We start from the raw sequence: 24,851 nt of genomic DNA on the forward strand, positions 1-24,851 counted from the left end.
TGATAAAAACTACTGAAAATGACAGACGATAAGAATTTCCGTGAAGATCATGCCCAAACCATCATTCGCAATCATATGATCTGGTCCATGGGAGCCGGGTTTATTCCGGTACCTATTGCCGATTTCTTTGCGGTCAGTGCGATCCAGTTGGATATGATCCGCCAATTATGCAAATTGTATGAAGTCGACTTTAAGGAACGCCAGGGAAAGGCGCTGGTCACTTCCTTGACAGGTTCCGGGTTGGCCCGCCTGGGAGCCCGTGCCGTGAAGTTTATCCCGGGAGTGGGTAGCGTCTTAGGTGGGATTACGATGGCTGTTCTGTCCGGAGCTTCCTCCTATGCGTTGGGACAAGTCTTCATTAAACATTTTGATACCGGGGGGACGATCCTGGATTTTGATGTGGAGCGGTTGAAGAAATATTACAATGAAATGTTTGAGAAAGGGAAAGAAGTTGCTCAGGATCTGCAGCGCCAGCAACAGGATACCCGCGAACAGAAAAAGCATGAAAGAGATGAAGCTCTTGCTGCCGATGTCGTAGAAAAACTTAAGTCTTTGGCTGAATTGAAGAGTCAGGGCGTAATTACCGAGGCGGAGTTTCAAAAAATGAAAGAAAGGCTGATCAACGCCTGATCGGATGATGGGGCAGGGGCATGCGGGCAGCCGGTGCCAGGTCAAGGGATGCAAAATCTCCCTCCAGGTATTTATAATATCCGGCAACGGCGATCATGCCTGCATTGTCCGTACAATAAGCAAAGTCCGGGATGAATAGATCCCATCCATGAAGTTTAGCTGCTTCAGTTGCGGCGTGGCGTAATCCACTGTTGGCAGAAACACCTCCGGCCAGAGCCAGGGTATGAATGCCCGTATCTTTTGCCGCCTGGATAAGTTTTTCCATCAGGGACTGGATGATAGCGGACTGGATGGATGCACACAGATCATCCAGGTTGTTATTGACAAAATCCGGGTCTTCCCTGCTTTGTTTTTCAACAAAATAACGAATCGCAGTTTTCAGTCCTGAAAAGCTGAAATTGTATCCCTCCAGCTGCGGTTTTGGAAATGGATAAACTGGTGTGCCTGAACGTGCTAACCGGTCGATCTTTGGCCCTGCGGGATAGCCCAGTCCCAATAATTTACCTGATTTATCAAATGCCTCACCGGCAGCGTCATCCAGGGTCTCACCGAGAATTTCCATATCGGCATGGTTATTCACCTGAACGATCTGGGTATGGCCTCCGGACACGGTAAGGCACAGAAAAGGAAATTTCGGATAAGGAGTTTCTGCAAAATGAGCCAGTACATGGGCTTCCATGTGGTGGATAGCCAGCAGGGGTACATTCAGACTGAGGGCCAAACCTTTGGCAAAGGACATTCCAACAATTAGTGAACCCAGTAAACCCGGGCCTGCGGTGACCGCAATCGCATTAATTTCCTGGAGGGATACACCAGCCAGTTTTAAGGCTTTTTCTGTAACCGGCAAGATGGATTCCTGATGTGCCCGGGATGCAACTTCAGGAACTATTCCTCCATAATTTACATGCTCCAGCTGAGATGAAACGATATTGCTCAGCACCGTTCCATTCTTCCAGATTGCGACTGAAGTATCATCACAGGAGGATTCAATTGCGAGGATGACAGGATTTTGTACTATTTTAAACTGGCTATACACCAATCAAATGTTTTTTTTCATCTTTAAGAATGCAAGGACAAAGTTCCGGATATTCAACCAAAAAGAAGATTTGGTATTGGATGAAATGTGGTGAAAAATAATTATAATTGCGCAAAACCGATCTAAAGACGTCAGATTATGCGATTGATTATCAACTTAGTTTTAGTGCTTATCAGCGTTGCCTTGATCTACATGGTAGTTGAGTCCATTGCGGTTCCAATCCGTTTCAAGACCATGAAAGACAAACGGGAGCAAGCTGTAATTGATAAATTAATGTTGATCCGGAATGTTCAGAATATGTATCAGGACATTACCGGGTCGTATGCTCCTACCTGGGAGCAACTGAAAGACACCCTGACCAATGGTCGCTTTATGTACATCAACATTAAGGGTGACCCTGATGATCCTAATTTTAAAGATTTCGAGCGCGATACCTCTTATTCGAATGCAATTGACAGCATTCGTGCCCTTGGTATTGACCTGGCTCATATCGGAAATATTCCTTTTACGGAAAATGAGCAGTTCAATTTGTATGCGGATACTGCAGAATACCAGCAGGTCAGTGTTAACGTGATTGAAGTTGGTACACAGTACAAATCATTCATGGGTCCTTATGCCGACCCCTCCTTTGCCCGGTATGATAACTCCTATGATCCGAATAAAGTGATTAAATTTGGCGACAAAACAACGCCAAATACTGCAGGCAATTGGGAGAAAAGATAGAAAAAGGATCAAAAGGTATTTATATTCCAGGGAACAAATCAGCCGTTCCCAAACTGTCTTTACTGCTTGGTAAAGACAGTTTTTTTTGCATCCATATCGACTCTCATCAGCGCCTGACGTTTTATCGCACCGGACGTAAATCCTCCTTCAAGCAATCGGTCATCGAGTGGCTTGAAGAAAGTATTCAGCTATCGGAGTTACTCCAGGAATCAACCCTTGAGGTGTGGGTAGGACTGATCCAGCAACATTATACCTTTGTCCCGGTACCCCTGTACCAGGAAGAACACCGGGATCTCTACGCACAGCGGGCCTTTTATCTGCCACTTCGGGATGCTACCTGGACAGACTCCATTACCACCAGAGACTATATAAAGGTGTTGTACGAAGCAGACCGTGAATTATACAAGGTGCTTTACCAATACCTGCCCGAGGTTTCCTGTACCCATTATCTTACCCCCTTGTTGCGCCGGTTTTACGAACAATTCGGGGATCACAATAAGACCCTGTGTCTGGCCAATGTGCGGGGCGGATACCTGACACTGGCCGTCTTTGCGGATGGGAAACTGATCTTCGTAAACCTGTTTGAGTGGCAGAAAGATGAAGACATCTACTATTATCTGGCATTGATGGTCAACCAGCTTGAACTCGATCCCGGTAAGCTGATCATGTATCTGAGCGGAGAATGGGTGCCGGATAGCGATCGGCACAAATGGGTCAGACGCAAGTTCAAACAATGGAAATGGACCCACGTACAAAATCATCTTTTCTCTGCTTCCGTGAAGAAGCACAATCTTCAGGCTTTCCAATTGTATGATCTAGTTTGTCCCTTCTTATGAGGATCATAGGAGGGGCATTTAAGGGACGGAGATTTTATCCGCCAGCCGATAAGTGGCCGACCCGCCCGACCACCGATTTTGCAAAAGAAGGGTTGTTCAATATTCTGGAAAACCGGATGGACTTTTCCGTTTCTGTCTGCCTGGACCTTTTCGGCGGTACAGGAAATCACAGCTTTGAGCTGATCTCCCGTGGGGCTGCACGAGTGACGTATGTTGACAAGTTCCGTCCAGCGGTAACTTTTGTTCATCAATTAGCCAGGGAATTGGAGATTACCGACCGGATACAGATCGTACTTGGTGACGTGTCGCGCTTCCTGACCCATAAGAGTGGCGAATTCGATTATATTTTTGCCGGGCCTCCCTATCCGCTCCCCTGGATCTCCGAAATACCGGATTTGATTTTTGATCACGGCTGGCTGAAAGAAGGAGGAATATTTGTTTTGGAGACAAATCCGAATCATCGTTTTGATCAACATCCGCGTTTTAAGGAATTGAGGACCTACGGAAAGACCCACTTTAGCTTTTTTGGTTAGACGGGGTCAAATTCCCTTATTCCTTGTAATTTTGTCGGTCTTTAAGCGGATGTATGGAAATCGTGCCAAAAATACAGGCGGCAGTAGCAGCATTTCTGAAGAATAACTACCAGGAAGAGGTGGCCTTTGATGCGGTTGTCGTTTCACCTACAAAAAGGGAATTTGCTGGCGACTTCACGGTTGTTCTATTTCCATTCGTAAAAGCATTACGGACCAACCCTGCCCAGCTCGGAGAAGCAATCGGAAACCAGCTGATCAGCCAGACCTGGGTCACTGCATTTGAAGTGAAGGGCGGATTTCTGAACCTGACTCTGGCTAACTCGATCTGGAAAGAATTGCTGGATACAGTAACCGTATCTGACCGGCAGCGTGACCCGGAGCCGAAAATCATCATTGAATATTCTTCACCCAACACCAATAAACCTTTGCACCTTGGACATATACGGAACATCCTCCTGGGATGGTCGTGTGTACAGATCTATAAAGCAATAGGTTACCAGGTGATCAAGACTCAGGTGATCAATGATCGTGGTATTGCCATCTGCAAGTCCATGCTGGCCTGGAAGAAATTTGGCAATAAAAAAACGCCGGCATCAACCCGGACAAAGGGAGATCATTTTGTCGGTGAATATTACGTGTTGTTCAATACCAAACTGGACGAAGAATATAAATCGTGGCAACAACAAACGGAAGCTCAGGGAATCTATGTTGCCAACAGGAAGGAAGATCAGAACGAGGCTGCCTTTTTTAAAGCATATGCCAATACCTACTTTAATGAACACAGCTTATTAGGCCGGGAATCCAAAGAAATGCTCCTGAAATGGGAAGCCGGTGATCCGGAAACCATCGAGCTGTGGCAAATGATGAATAATTGGGTGTACGATGGTTTTAATGCCACGTACACGGAACTGGGTGTCGATTTTGACACCATTTATTACGAGTCGGAAACCTATTTGTTGGGCAAGGAATCGGTCGATATCGGTCTGGCAAAAGATATTTTTTACCGGAATGATGACGGCAGTGTCTGGATCGATCTTGAAGATGCAGGCATGGATAAGAAGATTTTGCTCCGGTCCGACGGAACATCCGTGTACATAACGCAGGATATCGGTACGGCCCAGCACCGTTATCAGGATTTCCATTTTGACCGGATGGTCTATGTTGTAGGCGATGAACAGGAATACCATTTTAAAGTTCTGTTTGAAATATTGAAACGCCTTGGTGAGCCCTATGCAGACCAGCTTTTTCATCTCGCATATGGCATGGTAGATCTTCCCACTGGCAAAATGAAAAGTCGTGAGGGAACGGTCGTTGATGCCGATGACCTCATCACGGAAATCCTCGGGGAAGCACGCAAAGCAGCAGAAGAAAGGGGTGAACTGGCGGACCTGGCACCTCAGGAACAGGAAAAGATCATTCGAAACATTGCGTTGGGAGCCTTAAAATTCTTCATCCTGAAAGTCAACGCCAAGAAGCGCATGGTATTCAATCCCGAAGAATCCCTGGACCTCCAGGGCCAGACCGGGCCTTACGTTCAAAACGCATATGTGAGGATCCGGTCCATCCTTCGCAAGGCCGATCAGATGACCATCCCACAGGATTATTCCGGCTATCAACTGGTACCGGAAGAACGCGAGCTGATCTCCCTGTTGTTGCAATACTGGGAGACTCTGGTGCAGGCAGCCAATAATTTTGATCCTAGTGGAGTAGCGAATTACGCATACCAAATGGCCAAATCGTTCCATCGTTACTATCATGATGTATCGATTTTACGTGCCGAATCGGAGGAAGCGATGGCATTCCGGTTTGTACTGATCCGGAAGATCGCCAAGGTGCTGCAGCATGCCATGCTCATGCTGGGGATTGAGATGCCGGATAGGATGTGAGCCCATTATTAATTATTATGAATTGATTGAATTTATGGCAGAGGAAAAAGAATCGTTGAACTTTATTGAACAGATCATAGAAGCAGATCTGGCAAGTAATAAACATGGAGGTGACGTCATTACCCGCTTCCCTCCCGAACCCAATGGGTACCTGCATATCGGGCATGCCAAGTCCATCTGTCTGAATTTCGGTATTGCTCAAAAATATGGAGGGCGTACCAATCTCAGGTTTGATGATACCAACCCGGTTACGGAGGATACGGAATACGTGGATTCGATCAAGGCCGACATTCACTGGTTGGGTTTTGACTGGGAGGACCGTGAATATTATGCTTCAGATTATTTCCCACAGTTGTACGAATGGGCGATACAGATGATCAAAGCTGGTCAGGCTTATGTCGATGATTCGACGGCAGAAGAAATCGCTGCCATGAAAGGCACTCCTACGGAGCCAGGCAGTGAGAGCCCATACCGTAATCGCTCGGTAGATGAAAACCTCGACCTTTTTCAGCGCATGAAAGCAGGCGAATTCGAAGAAGGTTCCCGTGTTGTACGGGCTAAGGTCGATATGGCCTCGCCGAATATGCACATGCGCGATCCGGTGATGTATCGCATTAAATTTGCCCATCACCATCGTACCGGTGATACGTGGTGCATCTATCCGATGTATGATTTTGCTCACGGACAGTCCGACTCCATGGAGCATGTGACGCATTCACTGTGCAGCCTGGAGTTTGAGAACCACCGTCCCCTATACGATTGGTTTATCAAAGCGTTAGACATCTATCCGTCCCGGCAGATCGAGTTCGCCCGCCTGAATGTGGAATACATGCTGACCAGTAAGCGGAAGTTGTTGCGGCTGGTGAATGAAGGATATGTGCATGGATGGGATGATCCGCGTATGTCAACCATCAGCGGTATGCGCCGCCGGGGCTACACTCCGGCTTCGATCCGTGAATTTGCCGATCGGGTAGGTATTGCCAAAAGAGAAAATGTAATCGAGTTTTCCTTACTCGAATACTGCGTTCGGGAAGATCTGAATAAAGTAGCCCAGCGTGTCATGGCGGTTCTGGATCCGCTGAAGCTCGTCATTACCAATTATCCGGAAGGTCAGACCGAATATTTACCAACGGAAAACAATCCGGAAGACCCCGATGCCGGCAGCCGTGAAATGCCTTTTTCCAAAGTACTCTATATCGAACGGGATGACTTTATGGAGGATCCCCCCAAGAAATACTTTCGCCTGGCACCTGGTAACATGGTCCGCCTGAAAAGCGCCTACATCATCGAGTGCACAGATGTTATCAAAGATGCGGACGGCCGGATCTCAGAAGTACATGTCCGCTATATCCCGGAAAGCAAAAGCGGTCAGGATACCTCAGGGATCAAGGTTAAAGGTACTATCCATTGGGTGGCTGCCGCAACGGCTCTTGACTGTGAGGTGCGGATGTACGATCGTTTGTTTACCGTACCAAACCCGGGGGATGATCCGGATAAGGACTTTACCGCATTCTACAATGCAGAGTCACTGCGGGTATTGGAAGGAGCCAAAGTGGAACCCAGCGTGCAGAATGCCAGGACAGGGCAGGGGTTTCAGTTTTTGCGGAAAGGATATTTCACTCTGGATATGGACAGCAAACCCGATCACCTGGTATTTAACCTGACAGTTAACCTGAAAGACAGTTGGGCTAAAGTAGCTGCTAAAGGGCAGCCGGCATAAAGTAAATTACGCCGGCATGCTCCATGATGGTATATAACAAAAAATGACTACCACAACTGTAGAATGTACTGATGATTAGATGTTATTGGTGTCCCTGGGTTTAACTGCAGCCTGAAATATTTTCTGGCCTAAATCCATGGCAGGTTTGCTGGATACTGATCATGTTTCATTTATCTTTGCTACCATGGTATCGGACCGTGTCATATTGGAGGAACCGCGATTTGTGCTCACCTTGAAGCGACTCAGTCACCAGCTCATTGAAGACCACAGTGATTTCGCCGAATCCTGCCTGGTGGGAATACAACCAAGGGGAGTTTGCCTGGCTAACCGGTTGCACCATATCCTGACCAAAGAACTGAAGGTTAAGTCCCTGCCTTACGGTAAGCTGGACATTACCTTTCACCGCGACGATTTCCGCACCCGGCACAAGCCACTGGCTGCACATGAAAATGATATGCCTTTTTTGGTTGAAGACAAAAGGGTGATCCTGGTTGATGATGTACTCTATACCGGCCGGTCAATACAAGCGGCCCTGTCGGCACTGACCCATTATGGCCGGCCCCGGGAGGTGACACTGGTCGCACTGATAGACCGTCGGTTCAACCGTCATCTGCCGATACAGGCAAATTATGTAGGTCTTCGGGTTGATGCGCTGGATGAAGCCTATGTTCAGGTGGAATGGAATCCGGACGGATCACCGCACCAGGTATTATTGTTCGCCCATAAATCAGAAAAAGAAGATTAGCATGGCGTCTCAACTTTCGACGAAACACCTCCTGGGGATCAAATACATCGAACGAAAGGATATTGAATTGATACTTGAGACCGCGGACCAGTTTAAGGAGGTCATTAATCGTCCCATCAAAAAGGTACCTTCCCTACGCGATACCACCATTGCCAATTTGTTTTTTGAGAGCTCTACCCGCACCCGGATATCCTTTGAGTTGGCTGAGAAGAGACTTTCCGCGGATGTTATCAACTTTTCCGCATCCTCATCATCGGTCAATAAAGGGGAGACACTGCTGGATACCGTCAATAACATCCTATCCATGAAAGTGGATATGGTGGTTATGCGACATCCGGCGCCCGGTGCACCCTCCTTCCTGGCCGGAAAGATCGATGCAAATATCATCAATGCCGGAGATGGCACGCACGAGCACCCTACCCAGGCCTTGCTGGATGCTTTCTCCATCCGGGAGAAATTAGGAACATTACAAGGCAAAAAAATTGCCATCATCGGTGATATTCTCCATTCCAGAGTTGCCCTGAGCAACATCTTCTGTTTGCAGAAATTAGGGGCAAAAGTGCGGGTTTGTGGTCCGGCAACCCTGATCCCGCGTTATATTGGCGACCTGGGAGTAGAAGTAAGTCATTCGGTAGAGGACACCCTGCAATGGTGTGATGTTGCCAATGTATTACGGATCCAGTTGGAACGTCAGAACATTAAATATTTCCCTTCCTTACGTGAATACACCCAATATTTCGGAATCAACCGTGCAAAACTGGAAAAGGTGAAGAAAGACATCGTTATCATGCATCCGGGTCCCATCAACCGGGGCGTTGAATTGTCCAGCGATGCGGCTGATTCGCCCCATTCCATCATTCTTCAGCAAGTGGAGAATGGGGTAGCGGTGCGCATGGCCGTTTTGTATTTATTGGCTGACCGGAGAAATTAATTTGGACTTGAATTCGTTGACATGCTTGTATTTCAAGTAGGTAATCTGTTATTATGAAATTATTACGTACGTTTCTTTTCGCAGTCCTTGCACTGCTTTCGATCGGGATCCATGCCCAGACTCCTGCTTATCACATCGAAATAGCCTGTCCAAGCTGTCATCAGGATACCATTTTCCTGGGCAATCACTATGGAAATAATCAGTTTTACCGGGATACAGCCTACCTTATCCAGGATACATTTTATGTTTTTGAAGGAAATAAGCCTCTGGAACCCGGTGTTTACATGCTGATTATACCTCCCAATCCACCCCGCATCGTACAGTTTATCGTCAATGAGAATGAACAGGAGTTTGCTCTGCTCTTAACTCAGGATTCATTTCCTGCCATCGAGGAAGCCGTTGGATCCGATGACAATCAACTTTTTGCCGATTACATCAAATACCTCAAAGTTGCAGAGTTGCAGCGAAATCAGATCCTGGTGAAATACGATGGTAAAACCGACCCTGCCAGCCAGGATTCGATGCAGGTCGATCTTGTCAATTTGAACGCACAGGTGCGCGGTGCCCAGGAGCGGTTGGCTGCTCTGATGCCCGGCTCGACTGCCAGCATGCTGATCCGCAGTTCCTGGGAGCCACAGATTCCTCAGTTTACCGGGGATACGCAAGAGGTAAAAATGCAGAACTACCAGTACTACAAGAACCATTATTTTGATGAAATTGACTTTGCCGATCACCGGTTGATCCGAACCCCTTTCATCCATCAGAAAGTTTTTAATTACCTGGAACGGCTGGTATCCCCGGAACCGGATTCACTGATGAAAGAAATGGATCTGCTTCTGGCCAGGATGGAGGGCAACGATGAATTGTACAAATATTTTATTATCCAGTTTCTCAACTGGTCTGCCCGGTCGGAAATCGTCGGATATGATGCCATTTACGTGCACCTGGTAGATCAATACTATGCGGATGGGAAAGCGGACTGGCTGGGAGAAGACCAGCTTAGCCGCATCGTAAATACGGCAAACACCCTACGCCCTCTACTGATCGGTAAGCAGGCGCCGGACCTTGAGATGCATACGCAGGAAGACCAGGTGCTGCACCTCTATGATGTGGAAAGCCCGTACACCGTTTTGTTTATCTGGGATCCAGAATGCGGACATTGCAAGAAGGCCATGCCCATCATGGAGGAGTTCTACCAGAAATACAAAGACGACGGTGTGAAGATCTTTGCCATCTGCAGTAAACTGCGTACCCAAAATGAACCTGAGGGAGACAAGAAATGCTGGGAGTTCATTGATGAGCATCCGGAGATGAAAGAATGGATAAACGTAGTCGACCCATATCATCAATCACGGTTTAAAGTGGTTTATGATGCCAAGACGACACCTCAGATCTATGTTCTGGACAAGGACAAAAAGATCATATCCAAAAAGATAGGAGCGGAACAATTGCCCGGATTATTTGATTACCTGCTGGGTCAGCAGGTGGCACCAGCCCCCCCGGTTAAATAACCATAAGCGTCAAAGCCTCGACGGATTGCTGTGAGTTATTTGATGGTAAATGTCTTCTTGACTTCGTCAGTGCCGGACTTCAGGATTACTTGATACTTGCCGGCCCTCAGATAATATTTACCATTATCCGCAGGCTTGATTTCTTCCTGATCGTCTTCCTTTTTATCCTTGTTGATGGCTGCGGAATATGCATCGAGTACGGACTCAGAAAATGCAAGATTGTACTCTGGATACTGGATCCCCTTGTTTAAATCCAGCGTTGTCTGGTACAAAACGATGTCATCCATAAGCACCTGCATATCCGCTTTTTGTGTGTCTTTGCTATAGACCGGTATCTTTAAAGCCGGTTCACGCACGGGGTAATAGGGTGAAAATTGCCTGCCCCAGAAACCACTGTACCGCTGTTCTTCCAGATCGAAAAGGGCCAGGTTCTTCGCGATCATTTCCGGATTCAGCTTTTCAACTTCGGAGACATTACCCACATAAAGCGAACGGCCATGGGTGGCCAGGATCAGGTCGTGATCCCGTGGATGGACGATCAGATCATGGACTGGGACAGCCGGAAGATCCTGGGATAACGCCATGAAGGATGCTCCTCTGTCGAGGGAAAGATAAGCACCGAGGTCGGTACCCACATAAATGATATCCGGGTTGACCGGATCTTCTTTTACAACATTGATGGGAGCCATGGGCAAGTCTTTGCCCAATGCTGTCCAGGTGCTGCCAAAATCTTCTGATATAAAGAGATACGGTGTAAAGTCATCCCAGCGGTAGCCATTCAATGCTGCATAAACACGTGATTTTTCATGGGTACTGGCTTGAACACGTACAACCCACAGGTCTTTGGGAAGGCCGGCGCTGATGTTGGTCCAATGTCCGCCACCGTCCTTGGTAACATAAACCAGTCCATCATCACTTCCGGTGTACAATAAGCCAAACTGCAGTGGTGACTCATGGATGGTTGTAAGCGTGCCGAATGCCACGTCCCCGGTCTTGCCCCCGTTCGTAAGGTCACCGGAGATAACTTCAAAATCATCACCCTGGTTCAGGCTTCGGTGAACCATGTTGGATCCCATGTAAAGTATATCCTGATTATGGGTGGATAACCAGATCGGCGCCTGCCAGTTCCACCGGAATGGATGTTCACCCAGCTCATGAACCGGTGTTATACGGGTAGGTCTTCGTTTGTTTTTATTGGTGCGGAAATAATTGCCAAATTGTGAGCCGGCATAAACGGTTTCATTATCCCGCGTGTCCACCGCTGATTGCATGCCATCACCGCCTCCTATTTCCTGGAAAGGATACTGACCGTTATCCTGCCATCTGGTGTTCATGGTATTGTTACTGGGTCCGTACCATACGCCATTATCCTGCAACCCGCCGTAGATGTTGTATGGCTTCTCCATATCGACGGAGATGTGGTAATACTGTCCTACATTCGGTGTGTTGCATTTGATCCAGCTGGCGCCATTATCGTAGGATATGTTTATACCTCCGTCGTTGCCCAGGATCAGATGGCCGGCACGGTTAGGGTCAGCCCAAAGCGCATGATGATCGCTGTGCACATTATCGCCATCAATGGATTTCCAGTTTTTACCTCCGTCATCCGACTTGAGGACCGGAACCCCCAGCACGTACAGCTGATTTGGGTTCTGCGGGGCGACGCGGATCTGTCCGAAATAGTAGCCATAGGAATAAAATAATCCATCCAGATAGCCTTCGTGTGTCTTCTGCCAGGTTTTTCCGGCATCTTTGCTGACGTACACTTCGGCGCCGATCACTTCGGTATCAAAAAGCAGAGCATTAGCATCTTCCAGGTATTCGGCGAGAGCAGCCGGTGCGATTTTACCCTGGCGTACCATGGCTTTCACCGACTGGACCGTATACTTGGCTGGGAACCGGTTGTCGGATAAAAACTTCTTGAGGGTCTTATCCTTTAGTTCCATGAAGCCCTCTTTGGACATCTCTTTCAGACTTGCTTTGGTTAACACATCCGGTTCTTTTTTCTCCTCGCTGGGGCGCCGGTTGTAATTATCCACGATGGCATAGAGATAAAGCTGATTACCGGCACGAACGGCATCCATACCGATACGGCCGACACCGTCACCGGTGGGAAATCCACTGCCCTCATTCGTAAGAAGGGTCCAGGACTTACCTCCATTGGTACTCTTATAGATGCCTGAGCCACTGCCTGCTTCCACGAAGTTCCAGGCTCTGCGTTCACGATGCCAGGTGGCGGCATACAAAATATTGCTCTTGCCCGGCTCCTGAATAAGTTCAATAGCGCCAGTGTTGTCATCGACAAATAAGGTTTGCTGCCATGTTTTTCCTCCATCGTTGGTAACATAGACGCCTCTTTCCGGATTGGGTGAATACAGATGGCCCAGAACGGCGACGACCACGTGATCCGGGTTTTTCGGATCGAGGATTATTCTGCCAATGTGCTGACTTTCCGGTAAACCCATAAAATGCCAGGTCTTTCCATTGTCTGTGCTTTTGTAAATGCCGTTTCCGGCATAGGAAGACCGGCTGCTGTTGTTTTCTCCGCTGCCCAGCCAGATGATATTGCGTGACCAGTCTACGGCAATGTCACCAATGGCAATGACGTCCTCATGGTCAAACACCGGAGTGAAAGATGTTCCGTTATTCTCCGTTTTCCACAAACCTCCGGAGGCGTAGGCTACATAGAAATGACTCGGATCGGTGGGACTGATATCAATATCGACCACCCTTCCACTGAATATGGTGGGCCCGATGGCTTCAAATGGTACTCCCGTAACGAGTGAACGATCTACCAGAGCTTGATTTTGACTCCGGGCTTTCATCCGGTCTCCTGCTGGGGTGGGTCCAGGCTGGGCCATTGCTATGTAAGAAAAGAGTATACAGGGTAGTAAGAGCTGAATCCGAAACTTCATCGATATGGTTTATGGTCGATTTGGAAAAAAAAGAATGCCTGAGATAAAGATATCCCAGGCATCCATTATATCCAAAGTATGTATTCAGAATCAACGTGCCGATACGACCATATGATCTTTAAGGTTATTCAGGTCATCTTGATTGAATCGACCCTTCAACTGGAAAAGTAGAAGATTGTCCTCGTCTCCACCCTGGATCAACAGGATCAGCTGATCCCGGTGTTTTGGATCTTCCTTCAGGAACAGATGAACTTCATCACCGTCATCGCGGACCATAAACAAGGTTTCAAAGCCTTCCCGGTTGAGGTCTTTTTTCAGGAATCTCAGATCCGAATTCAGGCCATCTACATGCTGGTCAAGGATCAGAAAACGCAAGGAAGAGATCCGGTTGGATAGAGAAGCCAGGGAGGGCTCTTCTTTGGCTGCGATATCAATTCCAATTCGGGCTATGAAGCCGGGGAAAGAAAGCTGCAAGGCGTTATCGTATCCTTTGTAATAGGAGATGAATTCATCAACTGCACTTTGTGCTTTGGACTGGGTTACAAAGAGAAGGGATAAAAAAGTCAGGTTTAGCAGAATGAATTTTTTCATGTCAGTCGTTTTTTTGCTTTTTATCTAAATCTTCCAGGTGTTCCATGCCTTTGACATCCATTTTGTCAGAAAGCTTGGAGATCTTTTTCAGGTCGATATTTCCTACAAAACTGATCAGGGCAAAGTCCTCTCCGCCAACCAAGAGCAGTAATTCATTGATGCGGTTGGAGTTGGCGGGATCTTCTTTCACCCAGAATCGTACATTGGAATCCCCATCGCGTACGGTCATGAGCGTTTCGTATTCCTTGGTGTTCAGGATGTTCATAGCCTCCTGATAATACTTTTGACCATCGTTGTCGCGGGACAATATCCTGAGACCTTTCAGGTCCTTGAGGACGTCCTTAGTATCCTGGTCCATGTCATCCACGTCCAGTTTGGATACCAGGTCAAACATCTTTGGGCTGATATACACGACGGAGAAAGACTCGTCATTCAGGTATTTGTCAAAATATTTGCTGATGGCATCGGCTTGTGCCATAGACGCAGTGACTCCAAAAACCAGGAGTCCACATGCTATTAGGAACTTTTTCATGATTGAATCCGAATTTTGATTTGTTTATGAATCAGGTTTAGTTATTCTCTAATGATTTGAAGTTTGTCAAGTTCCTGGATGCTTTCCATGGACTTGGTTCCTTCGTGCATTTTATTACTGACCATGGCCAGGGCTGCTTTTGTGGTCTCCCATGCTACCCTGGGATCTTCATACGTATCCCGGCTGGGCCTGTGCTCGTAATGAAAAGTGGTCCACACCACACCGCAAAACACTGCAGCAACCGCTGCTGCGCGAGACCATAGAATAATACGTCTGGCCGTCGGACGAGGCGATTGTTCCAGATGTTTGGTATAATCCCGGGATGTGGACATCTGACGAGCTTCCTGTAAAAACTGGAAATAGATGGCGTCAGCCGTTTCATCTTCCATTGGCAAATCCTCTTCACCAAAGTGTTGTAGCAGGATTTTTTCTTCCTCCTGTGTGGACTCTCCGGCCCAGTATTTCCGCAGGAGTTCTTGCATGGATTTATTTGGCGCTGTCATAAGCTTGTAATTGTTCAATTTGTTTACGAATAGTGGTCCTGGCCCGGAACAGGTTTATCTTGACCTGGTTCAGGGTCAGATTCAGCATTTCTGCGATTTCCTGGTAGGCGTATCCTTCGATATCCCGCAGGTGCATCACATCCCTTTGCTGTTCTGGCAACTCATTCATCATGTTTTGTATCCGCTGGAAGAGGTCTTTTTTGGTTAATGCCAGATCAGGGGTGTGATCATGCGATTCAAATTGCCTCACTCCATCCAGCCCTTCTGTTCTGCGGTGTTTTGAACGCAGATGATCAATCGAGATATTCCGCGTCAGCTGCATACACCAGGCTTCCACATTTTGGATCTTGTCCAGGTAGTCTTTCTGTTTCCACAATTTGATCCAGACTTCCTGAACGACATCCTCAGCCTCTTCTACGCTGCCTACCATCCGCAATGCGAAGCGGAATAATTTGTCCTGAATTGGTGTGATGAGTTCTTTTATCGCATCCATGGTATTAGAAGATCGAATGAAAATGGAATTGGTTACATAAAAATTAACTATTCAGTGACATAATATGACGATCCAGCAGGTGCAGTTGTGGATAACCTGGTCTAAATCATTTGCCGGGCGAATTAAATGCAGTCAATTCCTATTCTGTCTGATGGACACCGCGAGCGTATCATCCCCCCGATTCGATGGGCATGGGAGGAGAAAGATGCCCCTGGATTACAGTAGACGGGTTCCGGTTTGCCAGAGGAATGGGGCAGCATGAACGATTTGCCTGGCGTTTCTGTTTTTTAGGCAGTTTGAATAACCGCACGCACTTACGGTAATTCTCCTACTTTTGCATAGACTATGTTCAAGTTAAAGCGGATCGATACATTACTGGTTAATTCTTTCTTACCTCCCTTTGCATTGTCGTTCCTCATTGCATTGTTTGTGCTGGTCATGCAGACCATCTTCATCTACATGGATGATCTGATGGGGAAAGGATTAGGGCTGTTCATACTGGTCGAGATGATCTTTTATTTATCGGTCAAATTATTTCCTCTTGCACTGGCTATCGCCGTTCTGCTCGCCTCGGTTTTGGTTTTTGGCAATATGGGCGAGAAATATGAATTATCCAGTCTGAAATCTGCAGGTGTGTCCCTGCTGCGAACCATGCAGCCACTGATCTACCTGGTTACCTTAATCAGTGTGCTCTCTTATCTAAGCAATGATTACCTGTCACCGATCGCCAATTTGCAGTTTCATTCCCGGATGTGGGACATCCGAAAACAAAAGCCTGCTCTGGCCATTGAACCGGGCATCTTCAATGAAGACTTTATGAACACCGCCATCTGGGTACAGGAAAAAGGCGTAAACCAGCGTGACATCAACAATGTATACATCTACAATCAGGATCGCAATGAAGCGAATATTGACATGATCCATTCAAAGACGGGTGAGATGTTCATTACTGGCGATGGGAGGTATTTTGTCATGTCACTCCATGACGGGCACATGTATAACGAACAAAACCGGCGTGTCACCAATGACAATAAAATATCCTATCCGTTTGTGCGGGTTAATTTTAAAAACTGGCACAAAGCCAACGACATGTCTGAATTTGATTTGGATATGACGGATCAGGATCTGTTCAAATCCCATCAATACATGAAGACCAGCCGTGAGCTTATTTTGGATGTGGATACATTCAATCAGCAGCTGGCCAATGTCAATCCCACTTTACTTGAAAAATATCCCAATTTTATCACGGGTGTCGATACCTCCAAGAGTGAGAACTGGAAGGAGAATGCGATGGCATCGCTGAAGAATGGCGATAATATACCCAATGGGTTGCCACGGGATATCATCATGGACAGGATGAAACAAAAGACCGATGTGCCAACCGATGAAGCGAACGAATACTACATTGGCCGATATGCCCCCCCGGTCGAACTGGTTACCGGAAGTGTCGGGCCGGGCCATTTGGAAAAGCATTTCGCAAGAGGTGAATACTCCCGCCTCTTCTATGCTGCGCAATCCAAAAGCAGCCGTATCGTCCAGGAAATTTTAAGCCGCGAAGCAGAGAAACGCAACCTGGAGGAACGCAAAGCGAAATTCCTGTTTGAATTGCATTCCAAATTTGCTCTGGCAATTGCCTGTCTGATCTTTTTGTTCATAGGAGCACCTATGGGGGCCATCGTGCGCAAGGGAGGCTTTGGATTTCCTTTTTTGATCTCCATTTTCTTCTTTGCCCTCTTCATCATTTTGTCGATCATGATGCGTAAGATGGCAGAATCGTTGGCCATCAATCCCGTTCTCGGAGCCTGGCTGCCGGTAATCATCATCTTTGCCATGGGTTTCACCCTTACGCTGCGTGCCATGCGTGATTCCAAACTGATGAATCTGGATACGTACACACAGGGCTTCCAAAAATTCTTTGCCAAACTGTTTCAATGGAGTTAAGGTCCCTGGTCATTTTTTCCTTGCTGATCCTGTCACTATGGCTTGCATCACTGGCTGCATTAAACCATTATCCGGTGGGCACCGAATTGGATCATATCCAGCTCATCAGGACACCGGCAGCCGATTTTACCTTCAAATGGATCACCAGGCTGGGGGAGGTGTGGATTTATTTTATAGTGGCTATCTATTTTGGTTTGCACCGTCGGTTTGGCAAGGTAGGACAGGTGGCCTTATTGGGTTCACTGGTTATGGTATTAAGTATGGCTTTAAAGCTGTATTTCGCACATCCCAGGCCGGCCCTTGCCTGGGCCGGATTTGGTCAAATGGCCTCCATCCCGGGGGTGACCTGGAGAGCGACGCTGGATTCATTTCCTTCCGGGCATACCATGTCTGCCGTTGTCATCTTCGGATGGTTGGCGCTGCGAAGCCGTAATGGATTCTTCGCCGCCCTGTCAGCGCTGACAGCCGGATTGGTGGGTTTTTCGCGGATTTATCTTGCGGAGCATTTTCTTAAAGATGTCAGTATGGGATTGATCACCGGACTGGCATTGCTTTGGATTTACTGGAGGGTACAGTGGGCGCTGGATCCTGGCCGGCATGCAAAGCCAGGGATATCATCAGATCATTCCTCTTCGAAATAATCTTCCAGTTGGCGTTCAGTGGTGCGAAGCCGGTCCCGGCAATAATTCAATAATTGCTGTGACTCTTCAACCAGCTTTGGTAAATCATCGACAGCAACCTCCTGGGATTCCAGCATTTTTAGGATGGCTTGTAGTCGCCGGTAAGCCTCCTGGTACGTTTTTATTCCTTTCATGGTTTTCTCGATTTAATGGCAGTGACAGTACTGGTGATCTGACCGTCTTTCAGGTAACTCGTAAGTTCATCGCCAGGGCTCACGTCATGAACCGTAAGGAGGGGCTTTCCGCCAGAAAATACCCAGGCATATCCCTTCTCCATCAGATACAATGGATTCTTCCATTCCAATTGCTCCTCCATCCGCTCCAGTTGATTGTAGAGATCACGAAAATAGGATTTCAGAATGGAAGAACGCATTTGTTGAATGTGTTCGATCTGTTGCTGGGCCCTCAAGATGGGTACTTTGATCATCCGGTGCAGATCGTGGCTGATGGACAGTAAATTTCTGGACTCTGTCTGGATACGTTGATGAATAAGGGAGGTAATGCGTTCAGCGGTTTCTTCAATCAGGCCTTCAAACCGTGCATTGTGGTCTACGATCAGGTCTGCGACGGCTGTCGGTGTCTTCAGCGAGGAATGTCCGACAAGGTCCAGTATGGTCTGGTCGATATCATGGCCAATTCCGATAAGTACTGGCAAGGGAAACCAGGCCACTTTCCGTCCCAGGGCCTCACTGTCGAAGGCGGCAAGGTCGAGTTTTGAACCGCCCCCACGCACGATGCATACGGCATCAAATTCATCGCTGCGATCTGCTATCTGTTCCAAGGCTTCCGATACTTCGCGCTCCGTGTTGATGCCTTGCATGGCTGCGGAGAAAAGGGTTACGTGAAACCGATACCCATAAAGGTTTTCTCCAAGATGATTGAGAAAGTCCTGAAATCCTGCTGCTGTCGATGAGCTGACCATGGCGATGTGCTGAATTACAGGAGGCAGGGTGATTTGCTTGTTCTTGCCGATCAGGCCCTCTTTTTGCAAGGCCTCAATAACCCGCAATCGCTTAAGGGCGGCCTGGCCATAGGTGTATTGTGCGTCCAGGTCTTCGACGATCAGTTTTAAACCATAACGCTCATTGAATTCCACTTTGATCTTGAGTCGTACTTCCGTACCATCCTGGAGCAGATCATCCAACAGGTCAGGATATTTTTTCTCCAGAAAGCGGTATTGGCTGCTCCAGATAGCTGCCTGGGTCTGGGCGATGATCTGATCGCTTTTTTCGTCCTTTTGAATAAGATCCAAATAGTGATGTCCCCGGGATGATCCTACCTGATTGATCTCCGCGGTGATCCAGATGGCATCGGTAAAATTCAGGGCGATCACCCTGCGGATGTATTCATTTAATTCAAACAGCGAAAAAGTCTGCATAGTGCCTAGTTCACATCATCCAGGATGAGATCAACTGTGAGTTCTTTTTGGCCGGCGCTATTGGCATTGCGGATCACGGTGACCTTGACCTTGTCTCCGGCATTGTGTTTTTCCAGCACCGACCGCATTTCGATCAGGTTGGTGATCTCATCGTCGTCAATCTGGACGATGATATCACCCCACTGGATGCGTCCGAACCGGTCCCTGTCGGTGCCGTGCAATCCGGCTTTTTCTGCTGCTGAACTCTGGGCTACCTGCAGGATCAGGACACCATTGATTTTATAACTCGAGGAAGTATAAGGGACTATGCCGAGTGAAGGACGGCGAATCTTGCCATACTGGATCAGGTCCGGGATCACCGAGCGAACCTCATCGACCGGTATCGAGAATCCGATGCCTGCACTGGCGCCGGAAGGGCTGTAGATGGCGGTGTTTACGCCGATCAATTGCCCGGATGAATTAAGGAGCGGACCACCCGAGTTGCCCGGGTTGATGGCTGCGTCGGACTGAATGACATCACGGATCGGCGTGCCGTCTTTGGCCCGTATTTCCCGTCCGAGAGCGCTGATCACTCCGGTAGTCAGCGTCTGGTCCAAACCGAAAGGGTTGCCAATCGCGTAGACCGACTGCCCCACCTTAAGTTCGTGGGATACCCCTACGGTAATCGGCGTTAACTGGCTGGGTGCTGCCTTGATCTTCAGGACTGCCAGGTCCCTTTCTGCCGCATAGCCGATGATTTCTGCCTCCCATACCGACTGGTCGGCGAGTGTAACAGTTGCCTTGCCACCATTGATGGCTGACTCGATCACGTGATAATTCGTCACGATGTGTCCCTGATTATCCCAGATAAAGCCTGAGCCGGACCCCTGAGGCAATTCGTAGACATTGGTAGACCAGTAATCCTTTTCATAGACACTGGTATTGATAAACACGACCGCCGGTGCAGCATGTTGAAACAAGTCGATGGTGTGTTGTTCATTATCAAGTAATGGTGCCGACGGAGTAGACTCTCGTTCACCGGTGGTGGTGGGCACGGGGGTGGATGCGACCTCCCCGGCTTCTGGTGGCAGTGATTCCTGGTCCTCTGCAGCTGTCCGGTTTTGCCAGGATACACCCATAAAAAATCCGGCAGCAAGGAGGAAAACATAAAGAATCGTGCGCAAAAAGGAATAAGTTTTCATTTTAGTCCAAATTGAATTGGTAAAATAAATTGAAAGCAGACTTTGAGTCCCGCCACGGTTCAGAACAAATAAAAGCAGAATCGGTTTTCCGCTTATAGACCAACGACATCCTTACCCTGATCAAAGATCAGGTCGACAGGTATACCCAGTGCCGCACAGCGATCAAGATCGGCTTGCAATTGAGGTGAGACTATCCCTTTTTCAGTGACAAATTTAGCCACTCCGGCATAGTCGCCGTCACCTTGCAGTGTCAGGATTTTTGTCGACAGTGCATCAGTAGCCTGTTGGAACTTATCAAAATTGACCCGGTACTTTCCGGTAGCTTCGTCGCGTTCGAAAGCGCCCATGTCCTTAAAGAAATTAAAACGGACCATATTGGCCCGGCCGTGTGCGTCTGCTCCGCCAAACCGGATCGAGCGGAAAATGCTGGCCATAAAAGTGACGACGTTGCTTTTGTAGTCGCCTTCGATTTCACCCTTGTCGTGGAGCTGTTTGACCATATACAAACCCAGGACATCCGCTTTGCCTTCTTCCAGGGCCGAATAATGTTCCTTAAGTGCCATACGAACGGTTCCTTTTCCGTCGATGGTGTTTTTAATGCCCAGGCCGTGCGCAACCTCATGAAACATGGTGTTTGCAAAAAAAGCGTCAAAATTGATGAATGAAACCTGATCCGAATCGATTAACTCGTCGGCCAGGGGTATCAGGATCTTATCAAATTTGGCACGCATGACATTCTTCAGTTGGAGACGGCGTGTTCCTTTTTCCAACTGGACCTGCTCGTCGTTTGGCAAATTGATGGCAATGGTTTTTCCGCCGGAATTGGCCTGACCGGCATAATAGACCACATCGTATGCATTCAGGTCGGTGTCGGTACCTGGTTTTTCTTTTTTATAGGCCGCCGGGACAGGAAGGCCTGCTTGCAGTTCAGGCAGGAATTGTGCAAATCTTGAAAGACGTTTGCTCCAGGTCTGATCTTTTATCAATACGTAGGCTTCATGCGCGGCTTTATAGCCAAACAGCTGATCTTCATAGGTTTCGATGGGGCCAATGACGATATCCAGCGTGTTGTTTTTCATGTCTAGCCAGGCCCGGTCACTATCCTGATAGTCGTCATTCAGCATGGCTTTTGCACGTAGTTCCAGATACTTCCGGAATCCCGGATCTTCCGCAAGTACAGCGGCCTGGTTGAGCAATTCAGCTGCCCGGTTCACAGCCATGTTGAACTGGTCGTGATAAGGTATGCTCTCCAGTTTTCCTTCCGGATCCCGGCGAATGAATGTATATAAACCGGTCTTATCCGGAATATCTGCAGCTTCGAACTCCTCCTTGGTCATATCCGTCGGATAGAAGTTTGCTCCGGCAGGTTTGGTTCCTGCACCGGGTAAGAATGGTTTGTTGTCATCCAGACGATCCCATGGTCCGTAATTTATCTCCATAAATTGCTTGGCTACGGGCTCAAGATTGGCTTCCAGAAACTTGTCTTTCCCACCGTACGATTCGTACCAGAACAGATTGTCCATCACCATGGCAGCATCCATTAAAATAGGGATCATCTGACGCTCCTTGTCGGTAAGCTGAGCCAGATCCGTGGTGAGCGGCACGGTGACGTATTGATCCAGCTTGGCTTGAATTTCTGCTTTGACCGAGTCACTCAGGTTTTCATCCCTGGCTTCGGTAACCTCAGGAGCAGGCTTGCAATGTGCGAAAAGTATCAGCAGGGCGAAGAAATAAGTTAGCTTGCGCATAGCTATCGATTTATGATAAAAATTGAGTTTTGCTACCAATTGGTTTCCGCTACATCCGTAAATACTTGTTCGGGTAATTCGACATAGACTTTGATATCTCCCATTTCCCGGTTAGGCCCCCTTCCGGAAGACAGCACGATGCCGGTAGGCTCATAACGCTGATAATTAGTCCAAAGGTTCGTAAAACCCGGCATGGTATCCTGGGCATTGCGATAATAAGCCCATTGCAGGACTTCACTGGGTTCTCCACCGATCCAGATGTGGTATTTGTTTTGGGGAGTGACCCCTACGGCGGTAAACTCCATTGCAACTACCTCAGCTGATGCACCTGCCTGCGTTGTATCCTTTCCTATGTAAGACAGATGAACTCCAGGGTCACGAAGCTTGAATGGCATTAAAAGCCAATAGCTGTCATTGATCCAGGTCCGGTAGGCCTGGTTCAGGTATTTATCCAGAGAATCCGGTTCGGTCATAGCCACGCCATTCTTCCAGACCATTCCTGTGGTGTCCGGAATGTGCAGGCTCATATCCATACTGCCGTCTGTATAATGGATCCTTACTTCCTGCCCCCATTTATCCCAAACCAGACGTCGACGGCCAAAAAATGTCCAGGCTATGTAGCGGCTATCGGTCCAGGCTTTTTGACCTCCATTTGTTTCCAGTACCTGGGCGGCCAGATTCAGAGCAACGGAGTCGCCAGTGGCTGCAAATTGCATTTCATCGGGATTGGGTTGCCCGCTTTGATCCTGACAGGCCATCAGGCCGGACAACAGTACGATTACCAGAAATGAAAGAATGCGACGCATGGGGATTGTTTAAGAATGAACTAAACTACAAAGATAGCATTTACCTATATTTGCATGCATTATTGCAGCTCCCTCAAACAGCCCTGGCTATTCCTTTGGTGGAGAAAAAGCAGACCATAAATACAGATTATGTTTGATAGTTTGAATGAAAGGTTGGAGAGTGCCTTTAAGAACCTGAAGGGCGAAGGAAAACTAACTGAACTAAACGTTGCTACATCGATAAAAGAGATCCGTCGAGCCCTGGTCGGCGCAGACGTGAATTATAAGATCGCGAAGGAATTCACCGATAAAGTAAAGGATAAAGCTCTGGGTACAGAGAACGTTCTCCAGGCGGTCAAGCCTGGTGAATTGATGGTGAAGATCGTGATGGATGAACTGGTGGAATTGATGGGAGGCCAGTCGGTCGGCATCAACATCACAGGCAGTCCCGGCATCGTACTGATTGCCGGTCTCCAGGGTTCCGGTAAGACCACCTTCTCTGGTAAACTGGCTAACTTCCTGAAACAAAAGCGCAAGAAATCTCCTTTACTGGTTGCCGGCGACGTCTACCGTCCGGCTGCCATCAATCAACTATCCGTAATCGGAGAGCAGATCGGGGTTCCGGTTTACAAAGATCTGGAAAGCAAAGACCCGGTGGATATCGCTCAGCGTGCCATCGAGTTTGCAAAAGCCAATAAACATGATGTCGTCATCGTCGATACGGCTGGTCGTATCGCCATTGACGAAGCCATGATGGATGAGATCCGCAGGATCAAAGCGGCAATACAGCCTACGGAGACCCTTTTTGTGGTGGATTCCATGACGGGCCAGGATGCCGTTAATTCCGCTGCTGCCTTTAATGAGGTGATCGATTACGATGGTGTCGTCCTGACCAAACTGGATGGTGACACCCGGGGTGGTGCTGCCCTTTCCATTAAGTACACCGTAGGCAAACCCATCAAGTTTGTCAGTATGGGTGAAAAGATGGAAACACTTGACGTCTTCTATCCCGAACGGATGGCTCAGCGTATCCTGGGCATGGGTGATATCGTTTCCTTCGTGGAAAAGGCGCAGGAGCAATTTGATGAAAAAGAGGCCAAACGACTCGAAGCTAAGATCCGCAAGAATAAATTTGATTTCAATGACTTCCTGGGCCAGATCAAGCAGATCAAGAAAATGGGTGACATCAAATCACTCATGAATATGATCCCGGGGATGAGCAAGATGACCAAGAACCTGGAGATCGACGACAAAGCATTCGCCAAAGTGGAGGCCATCATATTTTCGATGACACCGGAGGAACGTAACAAGCCGGAGTTGCTGAATATGAGCCGGAAACGCCGCATTGCCAAAGGTTGTGGTCATAACATCCATGAGATCAACTTGTTTATCAAGCAATTCGATCAGATGCGGAAAATGATGCACCAGCTGAGCAAAGGTAAAGGGATGGCCAATATGATGGGCAACATGAACCAGATGCGCCGCTAGTAGCCTGCCAATTGATCTTGTGCACCTTTTAGGTTATTTTTACGTTAAAATCCTATTACTCCATG

23 protein-coding genes are annotated in these 24,851 nt (G+C 47.9%); 12 read left to right on the plus strand and 11 right to left on the minus strand.

Annotation, left to right across the window (positions count from 1 at the left end; all coding sequences use genetic code 11):
* The first annotated feature begins 18 nt into the window (after window positions 1–18).
* On the plus strand, window positions 19–630 hold the full coding sequence (locus tag H6570_04980; protein MCB9318615.1) for a DUF697 domain-containing protein: 612 nt from the start codon (window positions 19–21) through the stop codon (window positions 628–630).
* Here the strand turns inward: H6570_04980 and tsaD are convergent.
* Window positions 620–1,648, minus strand: coding sequence for a tRNA (adenosine(37)-N6)-threonylcarbamoyltransferase complex transferase subunit TsaD (gene tsaD, locus H6570_04985; GenBank protein ID MCB9318616.1), 1,029 nt, complete (start codon window positions 1,646–1,648; stop codon window positions 620–622). The two genes, H6570_04980 and tsaD, sit on opposite strands and share 11 nt — an antisense overlap.
* Window positions 1,649–1,804: 156 nt before the next feature.
* Here tsaD and H6570_04990 point away from each other — a divergent pair, with 156 nt between their 5' ends.
* The 8 genes from H6570_04990 to H6570_05025 all read left to right on the plus strand — a co-directional run bounded on the left by H6570_04990 (window position 1,805) and on the right by H6570_05025 (window position 10,551).
* Window positions 1,805–2,389 (plus strand): hypothetical protein, encoded by a 585-nt coding sequence (locus tag H6570_04990; GenBank protein MCB9318617.1) that lies wholly within the window; start codon window positions 1,805–1,807, stop codon window positions 2,387–2,389.
* Complete coding sequence (locus H6570_04995; GenBank protein ID MCB9318618.1) at window positions 2,374–3,225, plus strand: DUF3822 family protein; 852 nt, start codon at window positions 2,374–2,376, stop codon at window positions 3,223–3,225. Before H6570_04990 ends, H6570_04995 begins: the two co-directional genes overlap by 16 nt.
* Window positions 3,222–3,758 (plus strand): RsmD family RNA methyltransferase, encoded by a 537-nt coding sequence (locus tag H6570_05000; GenBank protein ID MCB9318619.1) that lies wholly within the window; start codon window positions 3,222–3,224, stop codon window positions 3,756–3,758. The genes H6570_04995 and H6570_05000 overlap by 4 nt, the downstream gene beginning before the upstream one ends.
* 53 nt (window positions 3,759–3,811) lie before the next feature.
* Window positions 3,812–5,644, plus strand: a complete 1,833-nt coding sequence (locus tag H6570_05005; protein MCB9318620.1) for an arginine--tRNA ligase — start codon at window positions 3,812–3,814, stop codon at window positions 5,642–5,644.
* 34 nt (window positions 5,645–5,678) lie between these two features.
* On the plus strand, window positions 5,679–7,364 hold the full coding sequence (locus H6570_05010; GenBank protein MCB9318621.1) for a glutamine--tRNA ligase/YqeY domain fusion protein: 1,686 nt from the start codon (window positions 5,679–5,681) through the stop codon (window positions 7,362–7,364).
* Between the two features lie 184 nt (window positions 7,365–7,548).
* On the plus strand, window positions 7,549–8,109 hold the full coding sequence (gene pyrR / locus H6570_05015; GenBank protein MCB9318622.1) for a bifunctional pyr operon transcriptional regulator/uracil phosphoribosyltransferase PyrR: 561 nt from the start codon (window positions 7,549–7,551) through the stop codon (window positions 8,107–8,109).
* Between the two features lies 1 nt (window position 8,110).
* Window positions 8,111–9,040, plus strand: coding sequence for an aspartate carbamoyltransferase catalytic subunit (locus H6570_05020; GenBank protein MCB9318623.1), 930 nt, complete (start codon window positions 8,111–8,113; stop codon window positions 9,038–9,040).
* 53 nt (window positions 9,041–9,093) lie between these two features.
* Window positions 9,094–10,551 carry a DUF5106 domain-containing protein gene (locus H6570_05025; protein ID MCB9318624.1) on the plus strand — a complete coding sequence of 486 codons (1,458 nt, stop codon included), beginning with the start codon at window positions 9,094–9,096 and terminating at the stop codon, window positions 10,549–10,551.
* Window positions 10,552–10,586: 35 nt separating this feature from the next.
* Here H6570_05025 and H6570_05030 read toward each other — a convergent pair whose 3' ends face one another.
* From H6570_05030 to H6570_05050, 5 genes are all read right to left on the minus strand, one after another.
* Window positions 10,587–13,412, minus strand: coding sequence for a glycosyl hydrolase (locus H6570_05030; GenBank protein MCB9318625.1), 2,826 nt, complete (start codon window positions 13,410–13,412; stop codon window positions 10,587–10,589).
* A gap of 144 nt (window positions 13,413–13,556) precedes the next feature.
* A complete protein-coding gene (locus H6570_05035; GenBank protein ID MCB9318626.1) occupies window positions 13,557–14,057 on the minus strand; it encodes a DUF4252 domain-containing protein in 501 nt (166 codons plus the stop codon).
* A 1-nt stretch (window position 14,058) separates the two neighbouring features.
* Window positions 14,059–14,589 (minus strand): DUF4252 domain-containing protein, encoded by a 531-nt coding sequence (locus tag H6570_05040; protein MCB9318627.1) that lies wholly within the window; start codon window positions 14,587–14,589, stop codon window positions 14,059–14,061.
* Between the two features lie 41 nt (window positions 14,590–14,630).
* Window positions 14,631–15,071, minus strand: coding sequence for a hypothetical protein (locus tag H6570_05045; GenBank protein MCB9318628.1), 441 nt, complete (start codon window positions 15,069–15,071; stop codon window positions 14,631–14,633).
* A 4-nt stretch (window positions 15,072–15,075) separates the two neighbouring features.
* Window positions 15,076–15,585 (minus strand): RNA polymerase sigma factor, encoded by a 510-nt coding sequence (locus H6570_05050; GenBank protein MCB9318629.1) that lies wholly within the window; start codon window positions 15,583–15,585, stop codon window positions 15,076–15,078.
* A gap of 345 nt (window positions 15,586–15,930) precedes the next feature.
* Here H6570_05050 and H6570_05055 point away from each other — a divergent pair, with 345 nt between their 5' ends.
* Complete coding sequence (locus H6570_05055; GenBank protein MCB9318630.1) at window positions 15,931–17,526, plus strand: LptF/LptG family permease; 1,596 nt, start codon at window positions 15,931–15,933, stop codon at window positions 17,524–17,526.
* Window positions 17,517–18,167, plus strand: coding sequence for a phosphatase PAP2 family protein (locus H6570_05060; GenBank protein ID MCB9318631.1), 651 nt, complete (start codon window positions 17,517–17,519; stop codon window positions 18,165–18,167). The genes H6570_05055 and H6570_05060 overlap by 10 nt, the downstream gene beginning before the upstream one ends.
* On the opposite strand, the gene xseB is transcribed toward H6570_05060, so the two are convergent.
* From xseB to H6570_05085, 5 genes are all read right to left on the minus strand, one after another.
* On the minus strand, window positions 18,149–18,340 hold the full coding sequence (xseB, locus tag H6570_05065) for an exodeoxyribonuclease VII small subunit (protein MCB9318632.1): 192 nt from the start codon (window positions 18,338–18,340) through the stop codon (window positions 18,149–18,151). The two genes, H6570_05060 and xseB, sit on opposite strands and share 19 nt — an antisense overlap.
* The gene (gene xseA, locus H6570_05070; protein MCB9318633.1) at window positions 18,337–19,584 is read right to left on the minus strand and encodes an exodeoxyribonuclease VII large subunit; all 1,248 of its coding nucleotides are present in this window, start codon (window positions 19,582–19,584) and stop codon (window positions 18,337–18,339) included. Before xseA ends, xseB begins: the two co-directional genes overlap by 4 nt.
* 5 nt (window positions 19,585–19,589) lie before the next feature.
* Entirely contained in the window at window positions 19,590–20,702 is a 1,113-nt protein-coding gene (locus H6570_05075) for a trypsin-like peptidase domain-containing protein (GenBank protein MCB9318634.1), read from the minus strand.
* A 155-nt stretch (window positions 20,703–20,857) separates the two neighbouring features.
* Window positions 20,858–22,513 (minus strand): Zn-dependent hydrolase, encoded by a 1,656-nt coding sequence (locus tag H6570_05080; GenBank protein ID MCB9318635.1) that lies wholly within the window; start codon window positions 22,511–22,513, stop codon window positions 20,858–20,860.
* A gap of 32 nt (window positions 22,514–22,545) precedes the next feature.
* Window positions 22,546–23,319 (minus strand): hypothetical protein, encoded by a 774-nt coding sequence (locus H6570_05085; GenBank protein ID MCB9318636.1) that lies wholly within the window; start codon window positions 23,317–23,319, stop codon window positions 22,546–22,548.
* A gap of 129 nt (window positions 23,320–23,448) precedes the next feature.
* Between H6570_05085 and ffh the strand changes: the two genes are divergently transcribed.
* Window positions 23,449–24,786 (plus strand): signal recognition particle protein, encoded by a 1,338-nt coding sequence (ffh, locus tag H6570_05090; protein ID MCB9318637.1) that lies wholly within the window; start codon window positions 23,449–23,451, stop codon window positions 24,784–24,786.
* Window positions 24,787–24,851 lie beyond the last annotated feature (65 nt).

Source organism: Lewinellaceae bacterium (assembly GCA_020636135.1).
In the GTDB taxonomy this organism is placed as follows: domain Bacteria; phylum Bacteroidota; class Bacteroidia; order Chitinophagales; family Saprospiraceae; genus JAGQXC01.